At 65.3% G+C, this 19,599-nt stretch carries 17 protein-coding genes; 10 read left to right on the top strand and 7 right to left on the bottom strand.

Going from position 1 to position 19,599, the window contains the following annotated elements; all coding sequences use genetic code 11:
• The 9 genes from VGN93_RS23770 to VGN93_RS23730 all read left to right on the top strand — a co-directional run bounded on the left by VGN93_RS23770 (position 1) and on the right by VGN93_RS23730 (position 9,788).
• Entirely contained in the window at positions 1–1,467 is a 1,467-nt protein-coding gene (locus tag VGN93_RS23770; protein ID WP_327509468.1) for an aldehyde dehydrogenase family protein, read from the top strand.
• 2 nt (positions 1,468–1,469) lie between these two features.
• Positions 1,470–2,318 carry an HAD family hydrolase gene (locus VGN93_RS23765; protein ID WP_327509467.1) on the top strand — a complete coding sequence of 283 codons (849 nt, stop codon included), beginning with the start codon at positions 1,470–1,472 and terminating at the stop codon, positions 2,316–2,318.
• Entirely contained in the window at positions 2,311–3,303 is a 993-nt protein-coding gene (locus VGN93_RS23760) for an ABC transporter permease (RefSeq protein WP_327509466.1), read from the top strand. Before VGN93_RS23765 ends, VGN93_RS23760 begins: the two co-directional genes overlap by 8 nt.
• 66 nt (positions 3,304–3,369) lie before the next feature.
• Positions 3,370–4,323, top strand: a complete 954-nt coding sequence (locus tag VGN93_RS23755; RefSeq protein WP_319313271.1) for a substrate-binding domain-containing protein — start codon at positions 3,370–3,372, stop codon at positions 4,321–4,323.
• Positions 4,324–4,385: 62 nt separating this feature from the next.
• Positions 4,386–5,351, top strand: coding sequence for a dihydrodipicolinate synthase family protein (locus tag VGN93_RS23750; RefSeq protein WP_327509465.1), 966 nt, complete (start codon positions 4,386–4,388; stop codon positions 5,349–5,351).
• A 3-nt stretch (positions 5,352–5,354) separates the two neighbouring features.
• Positions 5,355–6,128 (top strand): enoyl-CoA hydratase-related protein, encoded by a 774-nt coding sequence (locus VGN93_RS23745; protein WP_327509464.1) that lies wholly within the window; start codon positions 5,355–5,357, stop codon positions 6,126–6,128.
• A gap of 28 nt (positions 6,129–6,156) precedes the next feature.
• Positions 6,157–7,740 (top strand): GMC family oxidoreductase, encoded by a 1,584-nt coding sequence (locus VGN93_RS23740; RefSeq protein ID WP_327509463.1) that lies wholly within the window; start codon positions 6,157–6,159, stop codon positions 7,738–7,740.
• A gap of 83 nt (positions 7,741–7,823) precedes the next feature.
• Positions 7,824–9,107, top strand: a complete 1,284-nt coding sequence (locus tag VGN93_RS23735) for a cystathionine gamma-synthase family protein (protein WP_327509462.1) — start codon at positions 7,824–7,826, stop codon at positions 9,105–9,107.
• A gap of 237 nt (positions 9,108–9,344) precedes the next feature.
• Positions 9,345–9,788: an SRPBCC family protein gene (locus VGN93_RS23730; RefSeq protein ID WP_327509461.1), complete on the top strand. Its 444-nt coding sequence runs from the start codon at positions 9,345–9,347 to the stop codon at positions 9,786–9,788.
• Here the strand turns inward: VGN93_RS23730 and VGN93_RS23725 are convergent.
• The 4 genes from VGN93_RS23725 to VGN93_RS23710 form a co-directional block, all read right to left on the bottom strand.
• A complete protein-coding gene (locus tag VGN93_RS23725) occupies positions 9,778–10,107 on the bottom strand; it encodes a hypothetical protein (protein ID WP_327509460.1) in 330 nt (109 codons plus the stop codon). The genes VGN93_RS23730 and VGN93_RS23725 overlap by 11 nt on opposite strands.
• A gap of 76 nt (positions 10,108–10,183) precedes the next feature.
• Positions 10,184–11,884, bottom strand: coding sequence for a flotillin family protein (locus VGN93_RS23720; RefSeq protein WP_319313285.1), 1,701 nt, complete (start codon positions 11,882–11,884; stop codon positions 10,184–10,186).
• Between the two features lie 6 nt (positions 11,885–11,890).
• A complete protein-coding gene (locus tag VGN93_RS23715) occupies positions 11,891–12,547 on the bottom strand; it encodes an OB-fold-containig protein (RefSeq protein WP_256114577.1) in 657 nt (218 codons plus the stop codon).
• A complete protein-coding gene (locus tag VGN93_RS23710) occupies positions 12,547–13,656 on the bottom strand; it encodes a PspA/IM30 family protein (protein WP_327509459.1) in 1,110 nt (369 codons plus the stop codon). The genes VGN93_RS23715 and VGN93_RS23710 overlap by 1 nt, the downstream gene beginning before the upstream one ends.
• 253 nt (positions 13,657–13,909) lie before the next feature.
• Here VGN93_RS23710 and VGN93_RS23705 point away from each other — a divergent pair, with 253 nt between their 5' ends.
• Positions 13,910–17,053 (top strand): CHAT domain-containing tetratricopeptide repeat protein, encoded by a 3,144-nt coding sequence (locus VGN93_RS23705; protein ID WP_327509458.1) that lies wholly within the window; start codon positions 13,910–13,912, stop codon positions 17,051–17,053.
• Between the two features lie 107 nt (positions 17,054–17,160).
• Here VGN93_RS23705 and VGN93_RS23700 read toward each other — a convergent pair whose 3' ends face one another.
• The 3 genes from VGN93_RS23700 to VGN93_RS23690 all read right to left on the bottom strand — a co-directional run bounded on the left by VGN93_RS23700 (position 17,161) and on the right by VGN93_RS23690 (position 19,598).
• The gene (locus tag VGN93_RS23700; RefSeq protein WP_327509457.1) at positions 17,161–17,364 is read right to left on the bottom strand and encodes a hypothetical protein; all 204 of its coding nucleotides are present in this window, start codon (positions 17,362–17,364) and stop codon (positions 17,161–17,163) included.
• A gap of 285 nt (positions 17,365–17,649) precedes the next feature.
• Positions 17,650–18,915, bottom strand: a complete 1,266-nt coding sequence (locus VGN93_RS23695; protein WP_327509456.1) for an ABC transporter permease — start codon at positions 18,913–18,915, stop codon at positions 17,650–17,652.
• Positions 18,912–19,598: an ABC transporter ATP-binding protein gene (locus VGN93_RS23690; protein WP_327509455.1), complete on the bottom strand. Its 687-nt coding sequence runs from the start codon at positions 19,596–19,598 to the stop codon at positions 18,912–18,914. Before VGN93_RS23690 ends, VGN93_RS23695 begins: the two co-directional genes overlap by 4 nt.
• Position 19,599 lies beyond the last annotated feature (1 nt).

Raw genomic sequence — 19,599 nt, 5'->3', positions numbered from 1 at the left:
ATGACGGTTCGTGAGTACAGCCACTACATCGCCGGCGCATACGAAGCCTGGAGCGGCGAAACGGTTGAACGCCGTTCGCCCGCGAGCGGCGAGCCTGTCGCCCGCTATGCGAGCGGCACGCCGGCCGACATCGACCGCGCCGTCGAGGCGGCACGCAACGCTTTCGAGAGCGGCGTCTGGTCGGAGCTGAACGGCATGGAACGCGCCGAGGTGCTGAACCGGCTCGCCGACCTGATCCAGGAGAATTTCGAGCGGCTGGTGCGCATCGAGGTCGAGGAGACCGGCAAGCCGATCCGATTTGCGCGAGGCGATATCAATGGCGCGGTCGGGCTCACGCGTTACGCCGCCTCGCTCGGCATGCAGATGGCGGGCACGACCTATACCAATCTCGGCCGCGACCGCACGGCCCTCATCATGCGCGAGCCGGTCGGCGTCGTCGGCCTCGTCACGCCGTGGAATTTCCCGGCGCTGATTCTCATGCAGAAGGTGCCGTTTGCGCTTGCCGCCGGTTGCACGGTTGTGGTGAAGCCATCGGAATTCACTTCCGGCAGCGCGCTGGAAATCGCGGCCCTCGCCTCGAAGGCGGGCCTGCCGGACGGCGTGTTCAACGTGGTGAGCGGCAAGGGGTCCGTCGTCGGCCAGCGGCTGACCGATCATCCCGGCGTGGATTTCATCTCGTTCACCGGCTCCACGCGGGTCGGGCGCAACGTCATCGAGAGTTCGGCGAAGAACATCGTGAAAACCTCGATGGAGCTCGGCGGCAAGTCGGCCAACATCGTCTTTGCCGATGCGGACCTCGATGCCGCCGTCGACGGCGCGCTGATGGGCGTGTTCTTCAACAATGGCGAATGCTGCGTCTCGGGCTCGCGGCTCTTCGTGCAGTCCACGATCGCGGATGCGTTCATCGCCCGCGTCGCCCGCCGGGCCGCGGAACTCAAGGTCGGCGACCCCTTCGACGACAAGACCGATATCGGTGCGATGATCGACGAGAACCATTTTGGCAAGGTGCTGGATTTCGTGAAATCCGGTGTCGCCGAAGGCGCGAAACTGCTGACGGGCGGCGAGGCGGCCAAGCTTGGCGCCGGCCACTACGTGCAGCCGACCGTGTTCGACCATGTGACGCCGTCGATGACGATCTTCCAGGAGGAGATCTTCGGCCCCGTGCTGAGCGTCACCCGCTTCGATACGCTGGACGAGGTGATCGGGCTTGCCAATGACAGCCAGTACGGCCTGTCGAACTATGTCTGGTCGAAGAACATCGACACCGTCATGACCGTCTCCAGGCGGTTGAAGAGCGGCTGGGTGCAGGCCAACACCATCATCGACGGCGCGCCGCAACTGCCGCTGACCGGCGTCAAGGGCTCCGGCTTCGGCTACGAGATGGGCCAGGCCGGCTTCGAGGAATTCACGCAGCTCAAGACGCTCTTCCTGCACACCGGCCCGCGCCAGCCGGTTTTCGGGAGCTGAGCATGGCACCGATCACTCTCCTCGTCTCCGATGTCGACCGAACGCTGCTGACGCACGACTACGTCCTGCGGGACGACGTCGCCAGCGCGCTCGCGCGGCTGCGGGCGGCGGGCGTGCAAGTGGTGCTTGCCACCGCGCGGTCGCCGGAGGCGGTCAGGCCCTATGCCGAACGTCTCGGCGCGACGGGTCTTGCCATCTGCTTCAACGGCGGATGGATCGGCGACCTCGACACAGGCGAAGCGCATGTCAGCACGCCGGTTCCGCGTGACGATGCGCTCGCCGTGATGGCGGCTGCGCGGGAAATCGGCGTGGTCGCGCTCTGGTACGGCGCAGGCGGCGTCAGCACGATCGGCGAGCATCCCCTCGCAGTGCGCGAGGCGAAGATTACCGGCGAAAGCCTGCGCGTTGTCGATGCCCTGGCGGACCTGCCCGGAGAGCCGGGCAAGATCATGTGTGTTCGTGCCGACCCCGACGACGACACCGGGTTCGCCGCGATGCGGCTGCGCTTTTCAGCGCGCCTCGCCGTGGCCGGTTCGCATCCGCGCCTGCTCGAAATCGGGCCGCAGGGTGTGTCGAAACGCGCCGCCGTCGAATGGGTCGCGCAGTATCTCGGCGCCGATCAGGCGTCCACGGCTGCGGCCGGCGACGCGGAAAACGATCTCGACATGCTGCACTGGGCCGGCACGCGACTGACGGTCGAAAACGGCATCGAAGACCTGAAGCGCATCGCGGATTTCGTCGCCCCGTCCTGTGACGCGGGCGGGCTCGCCGTCGCCGTGGACTGGCTGATGCGCGAGCGGATGCCCAAAGAGCCGACAAGCACCCCGCAGGGAGGAAGAAGGAATGGCTGACATGGCAACGCGGCAGGAAACGGGCCTTGCGCCCGGCGGGTTCTCGCGCATCGTGACGGTGCTGCAAAGCCTCGGGTTGTTCTGGGTGCTCGTGGCGCTCTGCGCCGTGGCCGTCTATCTTTCGCCGAGCTTCTTCCAGTTCGGCAACATGATGAATGTCGGGCGGCAGGTCGCCCTCTTCGGCATCGTCAGCATCGGCATGACCTTCGTCATCCTGACGCGCGGCATCGACCTTTCGGTCGGCTCCATCGTCGGTGTCGTCGCGGTCTCCACGGCCATGCTGCTGTCGGCCGGCTTTTCCATTCCGGTCGTCATGGCAATCGCGCTGGTGCTCGGCATGCTGTTCGGTGCCTTCAATGGCGCGGGCATCGTGCTTTGCGGCATGCCGCCCTTCATCATGACGCTCGGCACGCTCGTCATGGGTCGCGGCATCGCGATGACCATTGCGAATGGCGAGCCGCAGATGCTGGGTGACGCGACCGATGCCTTCTATTTCCTCGGCGGCGGCTTCCTGCTCGGCATTCCGGTGCCGATCTGGATCTTCGCCTTCGTGGCACTCGTCGCCTTCGTCGTGCTGCGCTCCACCGCCTTCGGCCGCCAGGTCTATGCGGTCGGTTCGAATGCGGAGGCCGCGCGCCTTGCCGGCATCCGCGTCGGGGCGGTGCTGATGTCGGTCTATGTCATCTCCGGCATGCTGGCCGCCGTCACCGCGCTGATCACCGTGTCGCGCCTCACCGTCGGCGAGCCCACTGCCGGCAGCAATCTCGAACTTGAAGCCATCGCCATCGTCGTCATCGGCGGCACCAGCCTGTTTGGCGGCGAGGGCGGCGTGGTCGGCACGGTCATCGGTGCCGCGATCATCGCGGTCATCGCCAATATCCTCAATCTTCTGGGAATTTCGCCCTTCACCCAGCAGATCGTCAAAGGCGCGATCATCATCGCCGCCGTGATGTTCGAGGTCTATCGCCATCGCCAGAAGGCCTGACATTCCGCGGGCGCCGGGCGCGCCGGGATACATGAGCACTGTTCATCAACGGGAGGAGTAAACACAATGAACGCCAATCGCAGACAGTTTTTGACACTTTCGGCCGCATTCGCCGCCGCCGCCGGCACCGTGGGGCTGCCGTTCCGCAGCGCCTTTGCCGAGGGCACGATCAAGGTCGGTTTCAGCCAGGGCACGATGAACCATCCGTGGCGCATCGCCATGGTCGAGGTGAACCGGCAATATGCCAAGGAGAATTTTGCCGATCTCGAACTGATCGTCACCGACGGCAACAACGATGCCGCAAAGCAGGTGGCAGACGTCGAAAGCCTGATCGCGCAGGGCATCCAGGTCCTCGTCATCTCGCCGCTCACCGAACAGGCGCTGACGCCCGTGGTGCGCGATGCGATGGCGGCCGGCATTCCGGTGCTGACGCTCGACCGCAAGGTCAACACGGATGTCACTTGCCATCTCGGCGGCCTCAACCTGCCGCTCGGCGAGGGCGCCGGCAAATTCCTGGTCAACGCGCTGCCGAATGGCGGCGGCATCATCGAGTTGCAGGGCACGGCCGGCGCCTCGGCGACGAACGACCGCCACAAGGGTTTCCAGAGCATCATCGAGGGCAATGCCGCCTTCAAGGTGATCGCCGAGCAGAATTGCGACTACACGCGCGACAAGGCCGTGAAGTTCATGGAAGACATGGTCCAGCGCTTCAAGCCGGGTGAGATCCAGGCAATCTATGCGCACAATGACGAGATGGCGCTCGGCGCGGTGCAGGTGCTGGAAGCGGCCGGCCGCCTCGAGGGCGTCAAGGTCATCGGCATGGACGGCCAGAACACGGCCTTCCAGGCGATCAAGGACGGCAAGATGTCGGCCTGCTTCATCTACCCGTTCTGCGCGCCGGAAGGCATCCAGACCGCGCACAAGATCGCCAAGGGCGAGGCCGTCGACAAGGAGATCATCCTGCCGACCGTCGAAGTCACCAGCGCCAATGTCGACCAGTTCCTCGGCAAGGGCATCTAAAGAAACAAGCGCCGGGCCGCGTCGCAAGGCGCGGCCCGTGCCGTCCAATGGAAGGAAGACAGATGGTATCCGTTCGTCACTACGATAATCCCAAGGGCGTGATCCCCGCCGTGCTCATGCCGTTCACCGCGGATCTTGCGGTGGATGAGGAGGCATACCGCAAGCACCTCGCCGATGTCGCCAGCGTCGAGGGCATCAGCGCGATCACCATCAACGGTCACGCCGCCGAGGTTGCCTCGCTGACGATCGAGGAGCAGTATCGCGCCATCGCCGTCACCAAAGAGGTTCTGGAGGAGCGGGTGCCGACGATCGTCGCCATCTCCACGAACTCCACGCTGGAAGCGGCGCGCATCGCCCGCAAGGCGCAGGACGAGGGCGCGAACGGCCTGCTGGTCTTCCCGCCGGAGGTGATGGTGCTCGGCGGCCATCTGCGGCCGGAAATGGCGCATGAACATTTCAAGCGCATCACCGATGCATCGGACCTGCCGATCATCCACTACCAGTTCCCGCTGAATTCCAACCTTTCCTATGCCCTGCCGGTGCTCTTGGACCTGTGCAACCGGTTCCCCTCGATCAAGGCGATCAAGGACAATTGCGGCGACGGCAATCTGCACGAGCGGCAGATCCGGGAACTCAAGGCGCTGGACCGTCCGGTCAACACGCTGACGACGCACAGTTCCTGGCTACTCGGCTCCTTGGCGCTTGGCTGCGATGGGCTCTTGTCCGGTGCCGGCTCGGTGATCGCAAACCTGCAGGTGGCGCTCTTCCGCGCGGTTCAGGCCGGCGATCTCCGTGCCGCCAAGGCGATCAACGACCGGATCTATCCGACGGTGCGCGCCTTCTACGACCATCCGCTGCTCGACATGCACAACCGCATGAAGGAAGCCCTTGTCATTCTCGGCCGCTGGGACGAGGCTCATGTTCGCCCGCCGCTGATGAAGCCGACACAGGCCGAGGTCGAAAAGATCCGGCAGTGCATCGTGAGCGCGGGCCTGACCGCCGAAACGCTCTACAAGAAGGTTGCCTGATCCATGACTTCACTCGTGCTCGGCGAACGGCTGGCACCCGGCGTGCTGCGCCTGACGCTGAACAGGCCGGACAAGCTGAACGCCCTTTCCAAGGATTTGCTCGGCGAACTCACCGGCCTGCTCCGCGATGCGCGGGATGATGCCAGCGTGGGCTGCGTCATCCTGACGGGGGCCGGGCGCGCGTTCTCCGCGGGGGCGGACATTTCGGACATGCTGGAGCGCGGTGTCGCCTCCTATGCCGATCCCGCGCGTCTGGCGCGGTGGGCGGAGATCCAGGATTTCCCGAAGCCCATCATCGCCGCCGTGAATGGTTTTGCGCTGGGCGGCGGTCTCGAACTGGCGCTGCTCTGCGACATCATCTTCGCCGCCGACACGGCAAAATTCGCAACCCCGGAAATCAACATCGGGTCCTTTCCCGGTGATGGTGGAACGCAAAGACTGCCGCGGCTGGTCGGCCGGAGCTTTGCCATGCAAATGGTGCTGACCGGCCAGATGGTCGATGCGGCGCTTGCCGAGCGCAAGGGATTGGTCAGCGAAATCATGCCGCTGGAGGCGCTTGCGGAGAGATCACTGGAGATCGCCTCGGCGATCGCCGCGCAATCCGTCGCCATCACGCCCTATGCAAAACGGGCGGTGAAGGCGGCGGAGGAGCATTCGCTGGCGGCAGGGCTGCGCATCGAACACGCGCTGACGGTCGAGGCGTTCGACACCGAAGACAGGATGGAAGGACTTCGGGCATTCGCGGAAAAGCGCAAGCCGAAGTTCCAAGGCAGATAGGGGTCCCGAGGCGGATCGGGAGGATGGAATGCAGACATTCGACTATATCATTTCGGGCGCCGGGTCGGCGGGCTGCGTCATTGCAAACCGGCTGACGGAGGACCCGTCCGTGAAGGTGCTGCTGCTCGAAGCCGGCAGCCGGGACTGGAACCCGATGATCCATATTCCAGGCGGCATCGGCAAGCTGTTCGGGCCGGGCGTCAACTGGCGGTTCAAGACCGTGCCGCAGAAGAACCTCGACAACCGTGAGATCTGGTATCCGCAGGGCAAGACGCTCGGCGGCTCCAGCTCGATCAACGCGATGATCTATATTCGCGGCCAGCGGGAGGACTACGACAACTGGGCAGCACTCGGCAATGACGGCTGGGCCTATCAGGATGTGCTGCCTTATTTCCGCAAGTCGGAGGACAACGAACGCCTCGTCAGCGACTATCACGGGCAGGGCGGCCCGCTCTGGGTGTCCGATCAGGTCAATCCGCACGAGCTGTCCAAGGCCTTCGTGCGCGCCTGCCAGCGCTGGGGCCTGCCTTACAATCCGGATTTCAACGGCGAGACGCAGCACGGCGCCGGCCTTTATCAGGTCACCTGCCGCGATGGCCGTCGGCGCAGTTCTGCCGTTTCCTACCTGCACCCCGTGCGCTCGCGCAAGAACCTCACCGTGATGACCGGTGCACGCGCCATCCGCATCGTCATGGAGGGAACGCGCGCCGTAGGGCTGGAAGTCGCACAGGGCCGCACCGTCAAGATTTTCCGCGCGGACCGCGAGGTCATCGTCACCAGCGGCGCGCTCAACTCGCCGCGCCTGCTGATGCTCTCCGGCATCGGCGATGCGGATGAGTTGAAGCCGCTCGGCATCAAGCCGCAGGTCGATCTCAAGGGTGTCGGCAAGAACCTTCAGGACCACCTCTGCTCCAACGTGCACGTCTCGCTGAAGGAACCGATCAGCTATGACGGGCAGGACCGCTATCCAAAGGCGATCCTGCATGGCATCCGCTGGTTGCTCTATCGCAACGGCCCGGCCGCGTCGGTGATCGTCGAAGGCGGCGGTTTCGCCTCCAGCGAGGGCAACGGCCGGCCGGACATGCAGATCCATGTCGCACCGGCCATGGTGGTGCGCGGCGGGCAGACGCAGCTCGACGGCCACGGCTTTACCGTCAACACCACATTCCTGCGCCCGCAAAGCATCGGCTCGATCAAGCTCGCAACGGCGCGGCCGGAAGACGAGCCGCTGATCGATCCGAACTATCACGGCGCTGAATACGACCGGAACATGTCTCTGAAATCGATCGAAGCCACTCGCGAAATCCTCTCCCAGCCCGACATTGCAAAATACATCAAGGTCGAGCGCCTGCCGGGGCCGGATGCCAAGACCAAGGAGGACATCATGGCCTATGTGCGCCAATATGCCTGCTGCGATTATCATCCCGTCGGCACCTGCAAGATGGGCATCGACGAGACATCCGTCGTCGACCCGCAGCTTCGGGTGCGCGGCGTCGAAGGGCTGCGCGTGGCGGATTCTTCGATCATGCCGGTGCTGCTCAGCGGCAATACCAACGCGCCCTCGATGATGATCGGCGAGAAGGCCGCGGACATGATCCGGCAATCGCATTGAAGGCATCAAATAACGGGGTCAGGCCGATCTATCTGGTGTAAAATCGCGACGCAAAGCCCGTGACTCATCAAGGGAGACGTCTGATGACTGCGCCGCACCCCTCCAGAACCCATATCGGCAACCACGCCCTGCATCCCGAAACGCAGATGCTGAACTATGGCTACGACCCCGAACTCTCCGAAGGGGCCGTCAAGCCGCCGGTCTTCCTGACGTCGACCTTCGTTTTCGCCTCCGCGGAGGACGGCCGGGATTTCTTCGACTATGTGTCCGGCCGCAAGGAGCCGCCGGAGGGCAGGGGTGCGGGCCTCGTCTATTCGCGCTTCAACCATCCCAACAGCGAGATCGTCGAGGATCGCCTGGCGGTCTATGAGCGCACGGACAGCTGCGCGCTGTTTTCGTCCGGCATGTCGGCGATTGCGACGACCCTGCTCGCCTTCGTGCGGCCGGGCGATACGGTGCTGCATTCCCAGCCGCTTTATGGCGGAACGGAAACGCTGCTCGCAAAAACCTTCCTCAATCTCGGCGTTTCCGCTGTCGGTTTTGCGGACGGCGTCGACGAAGCGTCGGTGAGGGCGGCCGCGGAGGAGGCGATGGACAAGGGTCGTGTCTCGGTCATCCTGATCGAAACGCCGGCCAACCCGACCAACAGCATTGTCGATGTCGCGATGATCCGCCGCATCGCGGATGCGATCGGCGAAAAGCAGGGCCACACGCCGCTCATCGCCTGCGACAACACGCTGCTGGGGCCGGTCTTCCAGCGGCCGATCGAACATGGGGCGGATGTTTCCCTCTACTCGCTGACGAAATATGTCGGCGGCCATTCCGACCTGATTGCCGGCGCTGCCCTTGGCCGCAAGGCTGTGATGAAGCAGATCAAGGCGTTGCGCGGCGCGATCGGCACGCAGCTCGATCCACATTCCTGCTGGATGCTGGGCCGCTCGCTGGAAACGCTGCAGCTGCGCATGGAGCGGGCCAACAGCAATGCCAAGGCCGTCGCCGATTTCCTGCGCGAGCATCCCAAGGTCGAGCACATCCACTACCTGCCGTATAACGCGCCGGATTCCCCCATCGGCCGGACCTTCGCCGCCCAGTGCTCGGGCGCCGGATCGACCTTCTCCTTCGACATCAAGGGCGGTCAGCCGGCCTCGTTCAAGTTCCTGAATACGCTGAAGATCTTCAAGCTCGCCGTCAGCCTCGGCGGAACGGAATCGCTCGCCTCGCATCCCGCGACGATGACCCATTCCGGCGTGCCGATGGAGGTGCGCCAGCGGATCGGCGTGCTGGAATCGACGATCCGGCTTTCGATCGGCATCGAACATCCCGACGACCTGATCGCCGACCTGACGCTGGCGCTCGACGAGGCCTGAAGCGGCCAGCTTTCAGGTGCTCGAGCCCCACCGAAAAAGACCGTCCCCAGGGCGTAGGGTCCTCCCAAGAGGGGCTGGGACGAGACCCCGCTCCGGCCCCTGCCGGGCAGGACGTCGCGATCCCCGGTCGATAGTGCCTGCTCCAGACTTTTTTTTACAAAAGGCCGGCCCTATGTCGGATCGGGAAAGCCGCGTTCGTCCTTGGGGCGTTCATTCCATTTCAGAAGGATCACGACCGTGCCCAATACGATACGCCTGCATCGCGTCATCGCCACCAGCCCGCAAAAGGTCTATCGCGCGTTCCTGGAAGCGGACGCACTTGCCAAGTGGCTGCCGCCCAACGGCTTTCTCTGCACCGTGCATCACCTGGAACCGACGGTCGGCGGCACGTTCCGCATGTCGTTCCGCAACTTCACCACCGGCAACAGCCATGCCTTCGGCGGCGAATATGTCGAGCTCGTGCCCGACGAACGCCTGCGCTACACGGACGTGTTCGACGACCCGAACCTGCCCGGCGAAATGCAGGTGACCGTGGTGCTGAAGAAGGTTTCTGTCGGAACCGAGGTGGATATCACTCAGGCCGGCGTGCCCGATCTCATTCCGCCGGAGGCGTGCTATCTCGGCTGGCAGGAGTCGCTCAGGAACCTTGCAAGGCTCGTCGAGCCCGACATCAACGAATAACGAAGGCCATGAACAGCCTCTTCCTCGCTGCCGCATTGGCGCTGTGCACGCCGAGGTCGCCCAGTCGAGCACGGCCGGGCAGACACCGGATGTCGATTTCGAACAATCCCGGAAGAAACGCGATGCCTTCCGGGCAAGCGTCGGTGCGGTCGAGACGGACGTGTTCGGCCACCTGATCAGCCCGGGCCTGATGGCCGGCCCGCAATGGCCGACGACGCGCCAGGCCTACAAGGTGGTCGCGGCCGGCATCGCTGTAACGGTCATAGCGGTAGGCATTCCATTCGACGATATATTGTCCGTTGCCGTCCTTGCTGGGCATGGCCTGTCTCCTCCGTCCTCTCCGGAAATGGCAAGGCCGCCGGGTTCAGCCGGCGGCCTTGCTTTGTTCGGTATGCTCAATCCGCATCGTCGGCCTGGACTCGGGCGCTTCCATTGAGCTTGCCTGCCGCGGGGTTGCCGATGGCGGCGCCGAGCAGGGCGTGTGTCGGGTCCGCGCCCTTGAAGCCCGCTTGCGCGAGGATTTCGTCGAGGATGGGTTTCTGGGCGGTGAAATTCAGCAACTGGCTGCTGAGATCGCCGACCGGATTGCCCGCGCCGTCGCCGCCATTGCCGCCAAGCGCGCCCGCAAGGCCGCCGGCGCTGAAGATGCGGATGTCGGAAATCTTCTCGATCGGCTTCATCGCCTGTTCCAGCGCCTGCGGGATGATGGCGATGCGCGCCCGTGCCAGCTCGAATTCGACGATGCTGGGCGACAGGGCGTTGCGAGCTTCGTTGAGCGCGCGTTCCGCCTGCGCTTCGGCCTGGCCGAGTTCGACGACGCCGGTCGCCTTGATCTTGGCGGCTTCCGCATCGGCCTGGGCCTGGATCTTGATCGCGGCCGCGAGGTTTTCCGCGGCCTGGCGCTCCGCTTCGGCTTTCACGGTGATGGCGGTTGCCGCCTGTTCGGCCTCCTTGCGCGCGTCGAGCACGGCGATGCGCTTGGCACGCTCGGCGATCTCGACTTCGCGTGCGGTCGTCACCTGTTCCTCGGCGGTGATGGCCGAGGCCTTGGCTTCGTCCGCCTTGGCGCGGGCGGCCTGCTCCTGCTCGCTCTTCTCCGCCACGGCGATCGCGGCGTCGATACGGGCGGTTTCCGTTACCCGCCGGGCTTCGGCTTCGCGCTCTGCAATGCCGCGCTCGGCGTCGATGCGGGCGGTTTCCTTGGCCTGGCGCGCCTGGGAGTCGCGCTCGGCAATACCCTTCTCAGTGTCGAGGCGGGCGGTTTCTTCGCTCAGGCGCGCAAGCTGTTCGGCCCGTGCCGCTTCTGCGCGGGTTTCGGCCGTCTTGTTGGCGATATCGCGCTCCTGCGACAGTTCGGCGTCGCGCTGTTCGCGCTCGATCGTCAGGCGGCGGAGCGAGGCTTCGCGGTCCTTGGTCGCGATCTCCACCTCGTTGTCGCGCACGATCTGGTTGCGTTCGCGCTTGCGCTCCTCGGTGATCTTGGTGAGCGCCGTCAGGCCCTCGGCGTCGAACGTGTTGTTCGGGTTGAAATGTTTGATGTCCGTCTGGTCGAGGCGGGTCAGCGACACCGATTCCAGTTCCAGGCCGTTCGATTGCAGGTCGTGCGCGACGGCCGCCTGCACGGACTTGACGAATTCCGCGCGCTGCTCCTGCAGGTCGCGCAGCGACATGGTCGCGGCCACCGAACGCAGGCCATCGACGAATTTCGCCTCGACAAGTGCTTTGAGCGCATCGGCATCGTTGGTGCGGTCGCCGAGCGTCTGGGCGGCGAGCGCGATGTTGTCCCCGTCCGGCTTCACGCGGACGTAGAATTCCGCGGTGATGTCGGCGCGCATGCGGTCCTTGGTGATCAGCGACTCGTTTTCCGCGCGCTTGACCTCGAGCCGCAGCGTGCTGAGCGACACCCAGGAATAGGAGTGGAAGATCGGCAGGATGATCGATCCGCCGTCGAGCACGACCTTTTTGCCGCCGAGGCCGGTTCGTACATAGGCCTTGTCGCGCGTGGCGCGGGTATAGAGCGAGGTCATGATGATGCCGATGACGACGATTGCCGTCACGATGACCCCGGCGATGATTCCTACCGAGAGGAAGTCCATGGTCGTTTACCCTCCGTTGTTGGAATAAAGGTCGTCCCCCAGTGCCGCCGGCGCCGGGATGGCCTGGAAAAGGCCGTTTGCCCCGTCGACGATCAGCACGGATGCGCCCGTCTCGATCACATGCCCCGGCACGGCCCGGGCACGCAGCGTATGGATGTTGTCGTAGCGGTCCTTGATGCGCACCGTGCCCGGATGGCCCTGGTCGAGCGGCCCGAGTGTCACGGTTCCTGTAAGGCCGATGAAATCGGCCTGTTCCTGCACGCTGGTCTCGTCGCGCGGGATGATCCTTGCAAGCCCGCGGCTCGACCAGCGGGTGACGGGAATGGCGATGGCGAGCGCGCCGGTGACCGCCGCGTAGAGCGGAAGCGGCTCGCGGAACTGCGAAATGAAGCCCTGCAAGGCAAAGCCGGCGGCTGCAAAAGCCGAGAGCAGGATGACGGCGAGCACAAGGATCGGCACGCCGCCGGCGTTGAGCCAGGACATCCACCCGCCAAGCAGGCCATGTTCCACGTCGCCCGGCCCGTTCAGGTCGAAGCCGTCATCGATCAGGCCCGAGGCGGACGCCCCGAGCAGGACCGAGACGAGTTCGACGATGCCGAGGCCCGCGACCGTCAGGAGCGCGATCCAGAAGGGAGCGGTGCCCGGATGGACGATGGAATCCATCACCGCTCACCCTGCTTGAAGGCGGAAAGACGGGCCTCGATCGCCTTCTGGCGTTGCAGGCGGCCGAGTTCCTCGACCTCCGCCGTGCCTTCCATGGCCGGCTTCGTGGGAACGCCGGTGACGCGCTCAACGGCCTGGAGCGCGTCGGCAAGGCGCTGGTCGTTGCGCTGGGACGGGGTGGCGGTCGCAGGCACGCTACGCTCGGCGCGCTTTGCATCCTCCAGTCGCTTCATTGCGTCGGCGCGGGCGGAGGAGATGCTGCGCAGCGTCGCCTCGGCATCGGCGATCTCGCCGGCATTTTCCAGGATGGCCTTCGACAGCGCGTCGCGCTGGGCTTCCAGGTCGATCTGCACGCCGGTGGCGGCGCGGGCGAGGTCTTCACGCCCGCTTTCCAGCCCCACCTTGATCTTCTCGTCGAGGTCGCTGATTTCCGCGTCGAGGTCGTCGGCCTTGGCCTTCAGCCGGTGGCCGGCCGCCATGGCGACGCCGAGGGCGGCGCGCGCCTCCTCGGCGATCGCGCCGATTTCCCGCACGGCTTGCTGGGCGACCGCGACCGGGTTGGCGGTTTCGGCGGCATCGACCGCATTGTTGACGACACCGGCGATGACGCGCCCGAGGCGGGCAAGAATACCTTCATTGGACATGGAAGCCTCCTTTTTCGGGTGAACGCCGGCCTGGATGCCGGCGTAGAGACAGATGGACGAGCCGGCAAAGACCAGCCGCGCCTCGGCAAAATCCGCCCAGCCGTCCTGGTAGCCGCTCGCCGCATAGGGCAGCACGATCCGGCCGTCGAGCGTGGCGATGCTGACGCTGTCCGGACCTTTCACGGCGAAAAGCTTCGAGTCGAGCGGGATGTCCGCGACGATCTCCCCAGGCTTGCGGCGGCCGTGATCGCGCAGCGCGAGCGTGACGAGGCGGGCGGGAAGGCCCGTCGCGGTGCGGATTTCCTCGTAGGCTGCCTGATGCAGCGCCACGACATTGGCGCCCTTGGTTCGATCAAGGATCGCCATGGCCCGCTGGTATGCGGTAAGCGTCTCCGATAGCGCCTGGCGCATGTCCGGCGTGGGTTGAAGGACGAGCCTGAGGCTGGATGTGAACTTCCGTGCCATGGTTAAATATATAAAGCACTTCATTGGTGCTTTCAAGGGGCGTTCTCGACTGGCTCTCTCTTCAACGGATGAGGCGGGCGGAACCTTCGGCTGCGTGGCCCTTCTTTTTCAGGCGAGCCGCATTATCCTTTACGACTGCTTGCCGGTAATTTCCCTAAATCCGCGGCGGATGTCCGGTCCGGCCTTGATTTTGAAATAAGCCCTTTATGTTGATCGTCTTAGATGTGGTTCGATCGTTTCGAGAAGTCTATTCATGCAGCTCTTTTCCCGTTTCCTCCGCCTCGCTATTTCCCTCCTCCTCATCGTTTTCCTGGCTTCGCCCGTTTTCGCACAGGCGCCGACGCAGGCGGCTATTGCGCGATCGGACGTGATCGCGGCGGAGATGAAGGCGCTCTTCGACAGTGGTGACGCGGAAGGCGCACGCCGCAAGGCGGAGGCGGCGAGTGCGGCGTTCAAGGCCGAGGGGGAGGCCTGGCTTGCGGCGAGCTATGCGGTTTCCGCTGCCGACTACGCCATGCGCATGGGGGACGCCGCCCGCGTCGACGCGGACTATTATCCCCGCATGCGCGCACTTCTCAAAGTGCTCGATCCGGTTGAAGAAACCCGCGCCAACCTGCTGATTTCGCTGCTGATGGACGCCAAGGGCCGGCTCGGGGAGGCAAGCAGGCAGGACGAACTGGTGCAGCTTTACGAGAAGCGCATCCGCAAGGCCCATGGCAAGGACAGCGAGCAGGACATCGATGCGCGGGTGCGCACCGCCTACAGCATATTGGAGGCCGGGCGCCTGGAGGATGGCCTCAAGAGGCTGCGCGCGGCACTCGACGCCTCCGCGAAGACGGACCTGCATGCGGTGACGCTGCGGCACTATACGCAGGCGGGACGCAGCTTTCAGGCAAGTGGGCTCAACGACGACGCGGCGGGCTTATTCCAGGCGGCCGAGCAGACGGCGGCGATCCGCGCCGAGGTGAAGGAGCTTGCCGATTTCTACCTCGCCTATGCGGAATTCCGCACCGCGGTGCCCGACAACGAGCAGCATTTCGTGCCGCTCTATACGATGGCGACCAATCTTTATGCGCGCTTTTACGGCACGGAATCGCCCGAGCTGATCCACGCCACCGACAAGCTCGCCACCGCGCTGTCCGATGTCGGGCAATACGGCACCGCGATCGACCTCGAACGCCGCAATTACGAGATCGCGCAGAAATCGCTCGGCGACGACGACACCGTGACCTGGCGCATCGCCAACAATCTCGCGGACATGTTGCGCGGCATGGGCTCGCCGTCCCGTGCGCTGGACTATGACCTGAAGGTGCTGGAAAACCGCACCCGCCACTACGGCCAGAACCATTTCAACACGCTGGTCAGCGCCAACAATACGGCGCAGAACTATCTCGATCTCGGCAACTACCCCGAAGCGCGCCGCTATTTCGCGCTCTGCCTCGATATTTCCAAGGCGCTCGGCGACCCGGTGACGATCGCCGGCATGGAGGCCTGGATCGACTATACCGATCTTCTTTCGGGCGCCAAACCGATGGATGCGGCGGCGGCCAGGCGCATCGAGGCGATGATCACCGATTCCAACTATCCCGCGATCCTCAGCATAAAGGCGGCCTATCTGATGGCGGATCATGTTGCCCGGCAAGGCGATGCAGCGCGGCAGATCAAGCACTTGCAGCAGGCCTTCAGCATCGCGGCCGGCGAGATGAGCATGGGCCACCCGCTGGCCTTTGCCGGGCGCATCGCAATCGCCAAGGCGAAAGCCGGCACGGACAAGGTGACCGCGGCGAGCGAATTTGCCGGGATCGACGAGGATATGCTGCGTTGGGTGCATCTCCAGGTGTCGGTCGCCGGCGGGCGGGAGGTCGGCGAGGCGGTGCGCGCCATGGCCGACGGCATGCTCTATGACTATGCGCGCTTTGCCGAACAGGATGCCGCGGCCGTTCCGGCCTTTGCGGATGCCGCCCGGCGCTGGCCGTCGCTCGCCACCGCGGACGCGGACAACGTGCTGAAACTCGGCCGCATGATCGACAAGTGGGACACGGAGACCGCCCGCCTGCTCGACCGCATCACGCGCCTGTCGCGCATCGCCCGCGAGATCTTCGCCGCCGATGTCGAGCAGGACCTCGCCTATGCCTATCTGTCGGATACCAAGGCGCTGGAACAGCAACTGCACGAGCGCATCGTCGGACGCTACCATCTCGACCGCGAGAAACTGCTGAACCAGACGCTGCCGACGCCGGGAGAGTTGCTCAACAAGGACCAGGCCCTCGTCCAGTATTTCGTGACCCGCAAATGGCGGGTGGACCGCGAAAGCGCCGATCCGATCGAGGATTCCGGACTCTACGCCATCGTCTGGCGCGGCGGCGCGGCGCCGGTGCTGCGCGCGCTCGGCGATCCGCGACAGGTGCTGTCGAGCGGCCAGGAGGTCGTGGCGGCGCTCCAGACGCGTGATCGCAGCGGCCGCGATGGACGCGGCCTGCTCGTAGAGGCGAGCAAGCGCGAGTTCGCGCGGCTCTACGACCGGCTGATCGCACCCGTCGAAAGCGACATAAAAAGCGCGAAAACGGTGTTCATCGTGCCGGACGGGCAATTGTTCGCCTTGCCCTTCTCTCTGCTGGAAGACCCCGCCGGCAAGCTGCTGGAGGAACGCTTCACCCTGCGGCTGCTGACGGAGCCGGAAGCGCTCTACCGGGCCGTCGAAGACCGCGCGCTGCCCTCGGAAGGCACCGTCGTGCTGGCCGGCGGCATCGATTATGCGAAGGGCGAGGAAGCGGGTGCCCTGCCGCTGCCGGGCACGCTGCGCGAGGTGGAGGCGATCGGCAAGGTCCTTGGTGGCCCCGGCCTCAAGATCGAGACCATGACCGGGGCGGGGGTGAGCGAGGGCGCGCTCCGCGAGCGCATGAAGGGCGCGACGCTCGCCCATCTCGCGACGCACGGCGCCTATGGCAGCCCGAAGAACGGCGGCGCCAGCAATGTCGATACGCTGTGGCAGAGCGAGGTCATCCTCGCTCGCTCCGGGGATGAGCGCGCCATGCGGCGCGACGAAAAGGACGGCCGGCTCTACGCCTTCGAGCTGATGGGATGGGACCTGACCGGCCTCGACCTGCTGGTGCTTTCGGCCTGCGAAACGGGACGCGGCGACGAGGCCTTTGTCGGCGGCGTGCGCGGCCTGCCGACGGCCGCAAGCCTTGCCGGGGCGAAACGCGCGCTGCTGACGCTCTGGCCCGTCGCCGATGATGGCACGGCGGATTTCATGGTGCGCTACTACGAGCATCTGAAAGGCGGGCAGACGTTTGCCGAGGCGTTGCGCAACACGCGGCATGACGCCATCGACGGGAAAATCCCGACGGCGCGCGACCCGCTCGTCTGGGCCGCCTTCGTGCTGTTCGAGAACTGAGATCGTCTGGAGGGGCAAGACCCGGGAGCGCCTCGTATCGCTCAACCGGGTCCCCGCACGACCGGATACGGCTTGGGGCGCATAGCATCCGGTCGCGGTATCTCCCGTCAGCGGGCTGGCGGGAGAATGGTGTTGCGTTCGCGGCAGCGCGCGAGCGCTTCGTGCAGGATGCGCCGGGCGCGATAAGCGTTGAGCGGAACCGGCTGGTTGTTCAGGTGGACCCAGTCCAGCCGCCGGTCGATGTCCTTGATGGCGCGCGCAAGACGCTGGGTGGGTGTTTGGTCATTGGTCAGACGGTGAACGGTCTGCATTGGCATAATGGCACCTCGAATCACGGCTCCCTCATGGAGCGGCGCCAAAGTACCCCGCCGTCGCGAAGGTCCCACATACCCTCGATTGCGGGCGGCGACAGGGTGCGCGAAAGATGAACGAGGGCCTGCCATTTTTATTAAAATTGTCACGAATAGGGATGGCGTGGCGCGACCTTGCCCCAGGACGAAACGGGTCGCCGTTGCGCGCCGGCGCGCGTGCTCTTCCGTGCGGGATGGGGTGCACGTCATACGCGAAGGTCTGCATACCGTGCCTTTGGCGACGCGTCAGGCCTTGAGCGCCCTTGCCGGGCTGAGCCGCAGCGTCAGGAGCGCCGGCAGGATCGAGACCAGCACCGCCAGCGCCATGAACCAGCCCGCAAGCGAAATGTCCTCGCGGGCGAATTCCACGGGCATGCGCACCGCGGTCGTGGCGGTCAGCGAGGCAGAGATGAGCTGCGCGCCGGCATAGCCGAGGAGGATGCCCAGCACGAAGCCGGCGAGGAACAGCAGGAGCAGTTCGCCCCAGACGATGGCCACCACCGAGCGCCGCGGTGCGCCAAACGCCCTAAGCGCGCCGATCTGCCGCTGGCGGGCGCCGATATGCATGATGGTGACGAGCAGGATGGCCGCGATGACGATGACCTGCGTGCCGATGGCGATCGCCAGGAGCAGGCTGCGCGCATCGCCGAGCGTCGCATAGAGACGCGTCAGCACCTCGGCGGGGAAGACGGCGAGCGTCGTCTTGCCGCGATAGTCCTGGCGCAGGCGATAGGCATCGGCGATCGTCTTCGGCTTGATGAGCACGGCGGGAATGCCCGGCGTCTCGGCGTCGAACTGCTCGTCGATGGCGGCATCGGCGTCGACATGTGCATGCTCGTGATCGTGCTCTTCTGAAGCGGCGGCCTCCGGTGTCTCGCCGGCGTGGTCATGGTCATGGTCTTGCTCGCCCGCCATGCCGTGCAATTGCCAGACGGCGCGGATCGGCACGAGGATCGCCCGGTCCCAGGCGGTCCCCGTGGGCGCCATGCGGCCGCTCACCTTGTAGACGATTTCGGTATGGGTCTCGCCGCCGATATCGGAAAGGCCGTGCATCGGCTTGATCTCGGCGCCAAGCTGTTTTGGCACGTCCGAACCGACCACCGCATCGCCAAGCCTTGTGAAGAGCGCACCTTCCGCAAGTTTCGGCGACAGAGCGGAGATCAGCGCGGTCGTCGTGCCGACGACCGGATGGCCGGCCTCGGAATCGCCGAAGCCGACGGGGGCGGCGAAGTCGACGCGCGGATCTGCGGCAAGCTTCGCCAGAACCGCGCCCGACATCAGCGGCAAGGGCGAGGGCTGGAGGAAGACGGCGGAGAGCGCAAGCTGCGTCTCGCTGCCGGCAGCGCCGACGAGGAGGTCGAATTTTTCGGCTGCCCGCGCACTGCCGAGCCGCACGGCGCGCTCCTGCAACGTGACGGTGACGCTGAGCGCCACGGAGAGCGCGATCAGCACGATGACCGCAAGCGCGCCGCCCTTGAAGCGGCGGAGATCCGCGAGAATGAAACTCATCATGCCGCGCGCTTCTCCCCGCTGTCTTCGACAATGCGACCGCCGTCGAGCGCGATGCGCCGGTCGAGCCGTTCGGTCAGCGCCGGATCGTGGGTCACGGCGACGAGCGTCGTGTTCTCCTCGCGGGAAAGCCGCACGAGGAGGTCCGCCACTTCCTCGCCGGTCTTGCGGTCGAGGCTGGCGGTCGGCTCGTCGGCGACGATCACGCCGGGCTTCGACAGAAGCGCGCGGGCGACCGCGACGCGCTGCATCTCGCCGCGCGACAGCGTCTCGATATGCTGGTCGGGGCGGGCGATGCCGGTGGTTTCGAGCAGGAACAGCGCACGTTCGCGCTCGGCGGGCGTGAGGCGGCGGGCGAGACGGACCGGCAACACGACATTCTCGAAGGCGGAAAGCCCCGGAAAAAGATGGAAATCCTGCATGACGAGGCCGATATGCGCGGCGCGAAAGGCATCGCGGCGCCCGACCGGCAGGCGCGTGATATCCGTGCCGCCCCAGGAAACGGTGCCGCTCGTCGCGGTTTCGAGCCCGGTCACGGCATTGACCAGCGTGCTCTTGCCCGAGCCGGAGGCGCCGGTGACCGCGAGGCGCCCGCCGGAGGGAAGATGAAGCCGGTCGATCGCCAGCACCGGCGCATCGAGGCCGGGAAAGCGCATCTCCAGGCCGGAAATATCGAGTTCAAGCATG

The organism is Shinella sp. (assembly GCF_035998705.1).
GTDB lineage: Bacteria > Pseudomonadota > Alphaproteobacteria > Rhizobiales > Rhizobiaceae > Shinella.
This window is presented reverse-complemented; position numbering and strand designations above follow the sequence as displayed.

Excerpts from the sequence above, each read along its gene's own strand:
- VGN93_RS23750 (WP_327509465.1), top strand. The coding sequence starts at position 4,386 with ATGGTATCCGTTCGTCACTACGATAATCCCAAGGGCGTGATCCCCGCC.
- VGN93_RS23705 (WP_327509458.1), top strand. The coding sequence starts at position 13,910 with ATGCAGCTCTTTTCCCGTTTCCTCCGCCTCGCTATTTCCCTCCTCCTC.
- VGN93_RS23745 (WP_327509464.1), top strand. The coding sequence starts at position 5,355 with ATGACTTCACTCGTGCTCGGCGAACGGCTGGCACCCGGCGTGCTGCGC.
- VGN93_RS23760 (WP_327509466.1), top strand. The coding sequence starts at position 2,311 with ATGGCTGACATGGCAACGCGGCAGGAAACGGGCCTTGCGCCCGGCGGG.
- VGN93_RS23770 (WP_327509468.1), top strand. The coding sequence starts at position 1 with ATGACGGTTCGTGAGTACAGCCACTACATCGCCGGCGCATACGAAGCC.
- VGN93_RS23740 (WP_327509463.1), top strand. The coding sequence starts at position 6,157 with ATGCAGACATTCGACTATATCATTTCGGGCGCCGGGTCGGCGGGCTGC.
- VGN93_RS23715 (WP_256114577.1), bottom strand. The coding sequence starts at position 12,547 with ATGGATTCCATCGTCCATCCGGGCACCGCTCCCTTCTGGATCGCGCTC.
- VGN93_RS23710 (WP_327509459.1), bottom strand. The coding sequence starts at position 13,656 with ATGGCACGGAAGTTCACATCCAGCCTCAGGCTCGTCCTTCAACCCACG.
- VGN93_RS23695 (WP_327509456.1), bottom strand. The coding sequence starts at position 18,915 with ATGATGAGTTTCATTCTCGCGGATCTCCGCCGCTTCAAGGGCGGCGCG.
- VGN93_RS23690 (WP_327509455.1), bottom strand. The coding sequence starts at position 19,598 with ATGCTTGAACTCGATATTTCCGGCCTGGAGATGCGCTTTCCCGGCCTC.
- VGN93_RS23725 (WP_327509460.1), bottom strand. The coding sequence starts at position 10,107 with ATGCCCAGCAAGGACGGCAACGGACAATATATCGTCGAATGGAATGCC.
- VGN93_RS23720 (WP_319313285.1), bottom strand. The coding sequence starts at position 11,884 with ATGGACTTCCTCTCGGTAGGAATCATCGCCGGGGTCATCGTGACGGCA.
- VGN93_RS23755 (WP_319313271.1), top strand. The coding sequence starts at position 3,370 with ATGAACGCCAATCGCAGACAGTTTTTGACACTTTCGGCCGCATTCGCC.
- VGN93_RS23765 (WP_327509467.1), top strand. The coding sequence starts at position 1,470 with ATGGCACCGATCACTCTCCTCGTCTCCGATGTCGACCGAACGCTGCTG.
- VGN93_RS23700 (WP_327509457.1), bottom strand. The coding sequence starts at position 17,364 with ATGCAGACCGTTCACCGTCTGACCAATGACCAAACACCCACCCAGCGT.
- VGN93_RS23735 (WP_327509462.1), top strand. The coding sequence starts at position 7,824 with ATGACTGCGCCGCACCCCTCCAGAACCCATATCGGCAACCACGCCCTG.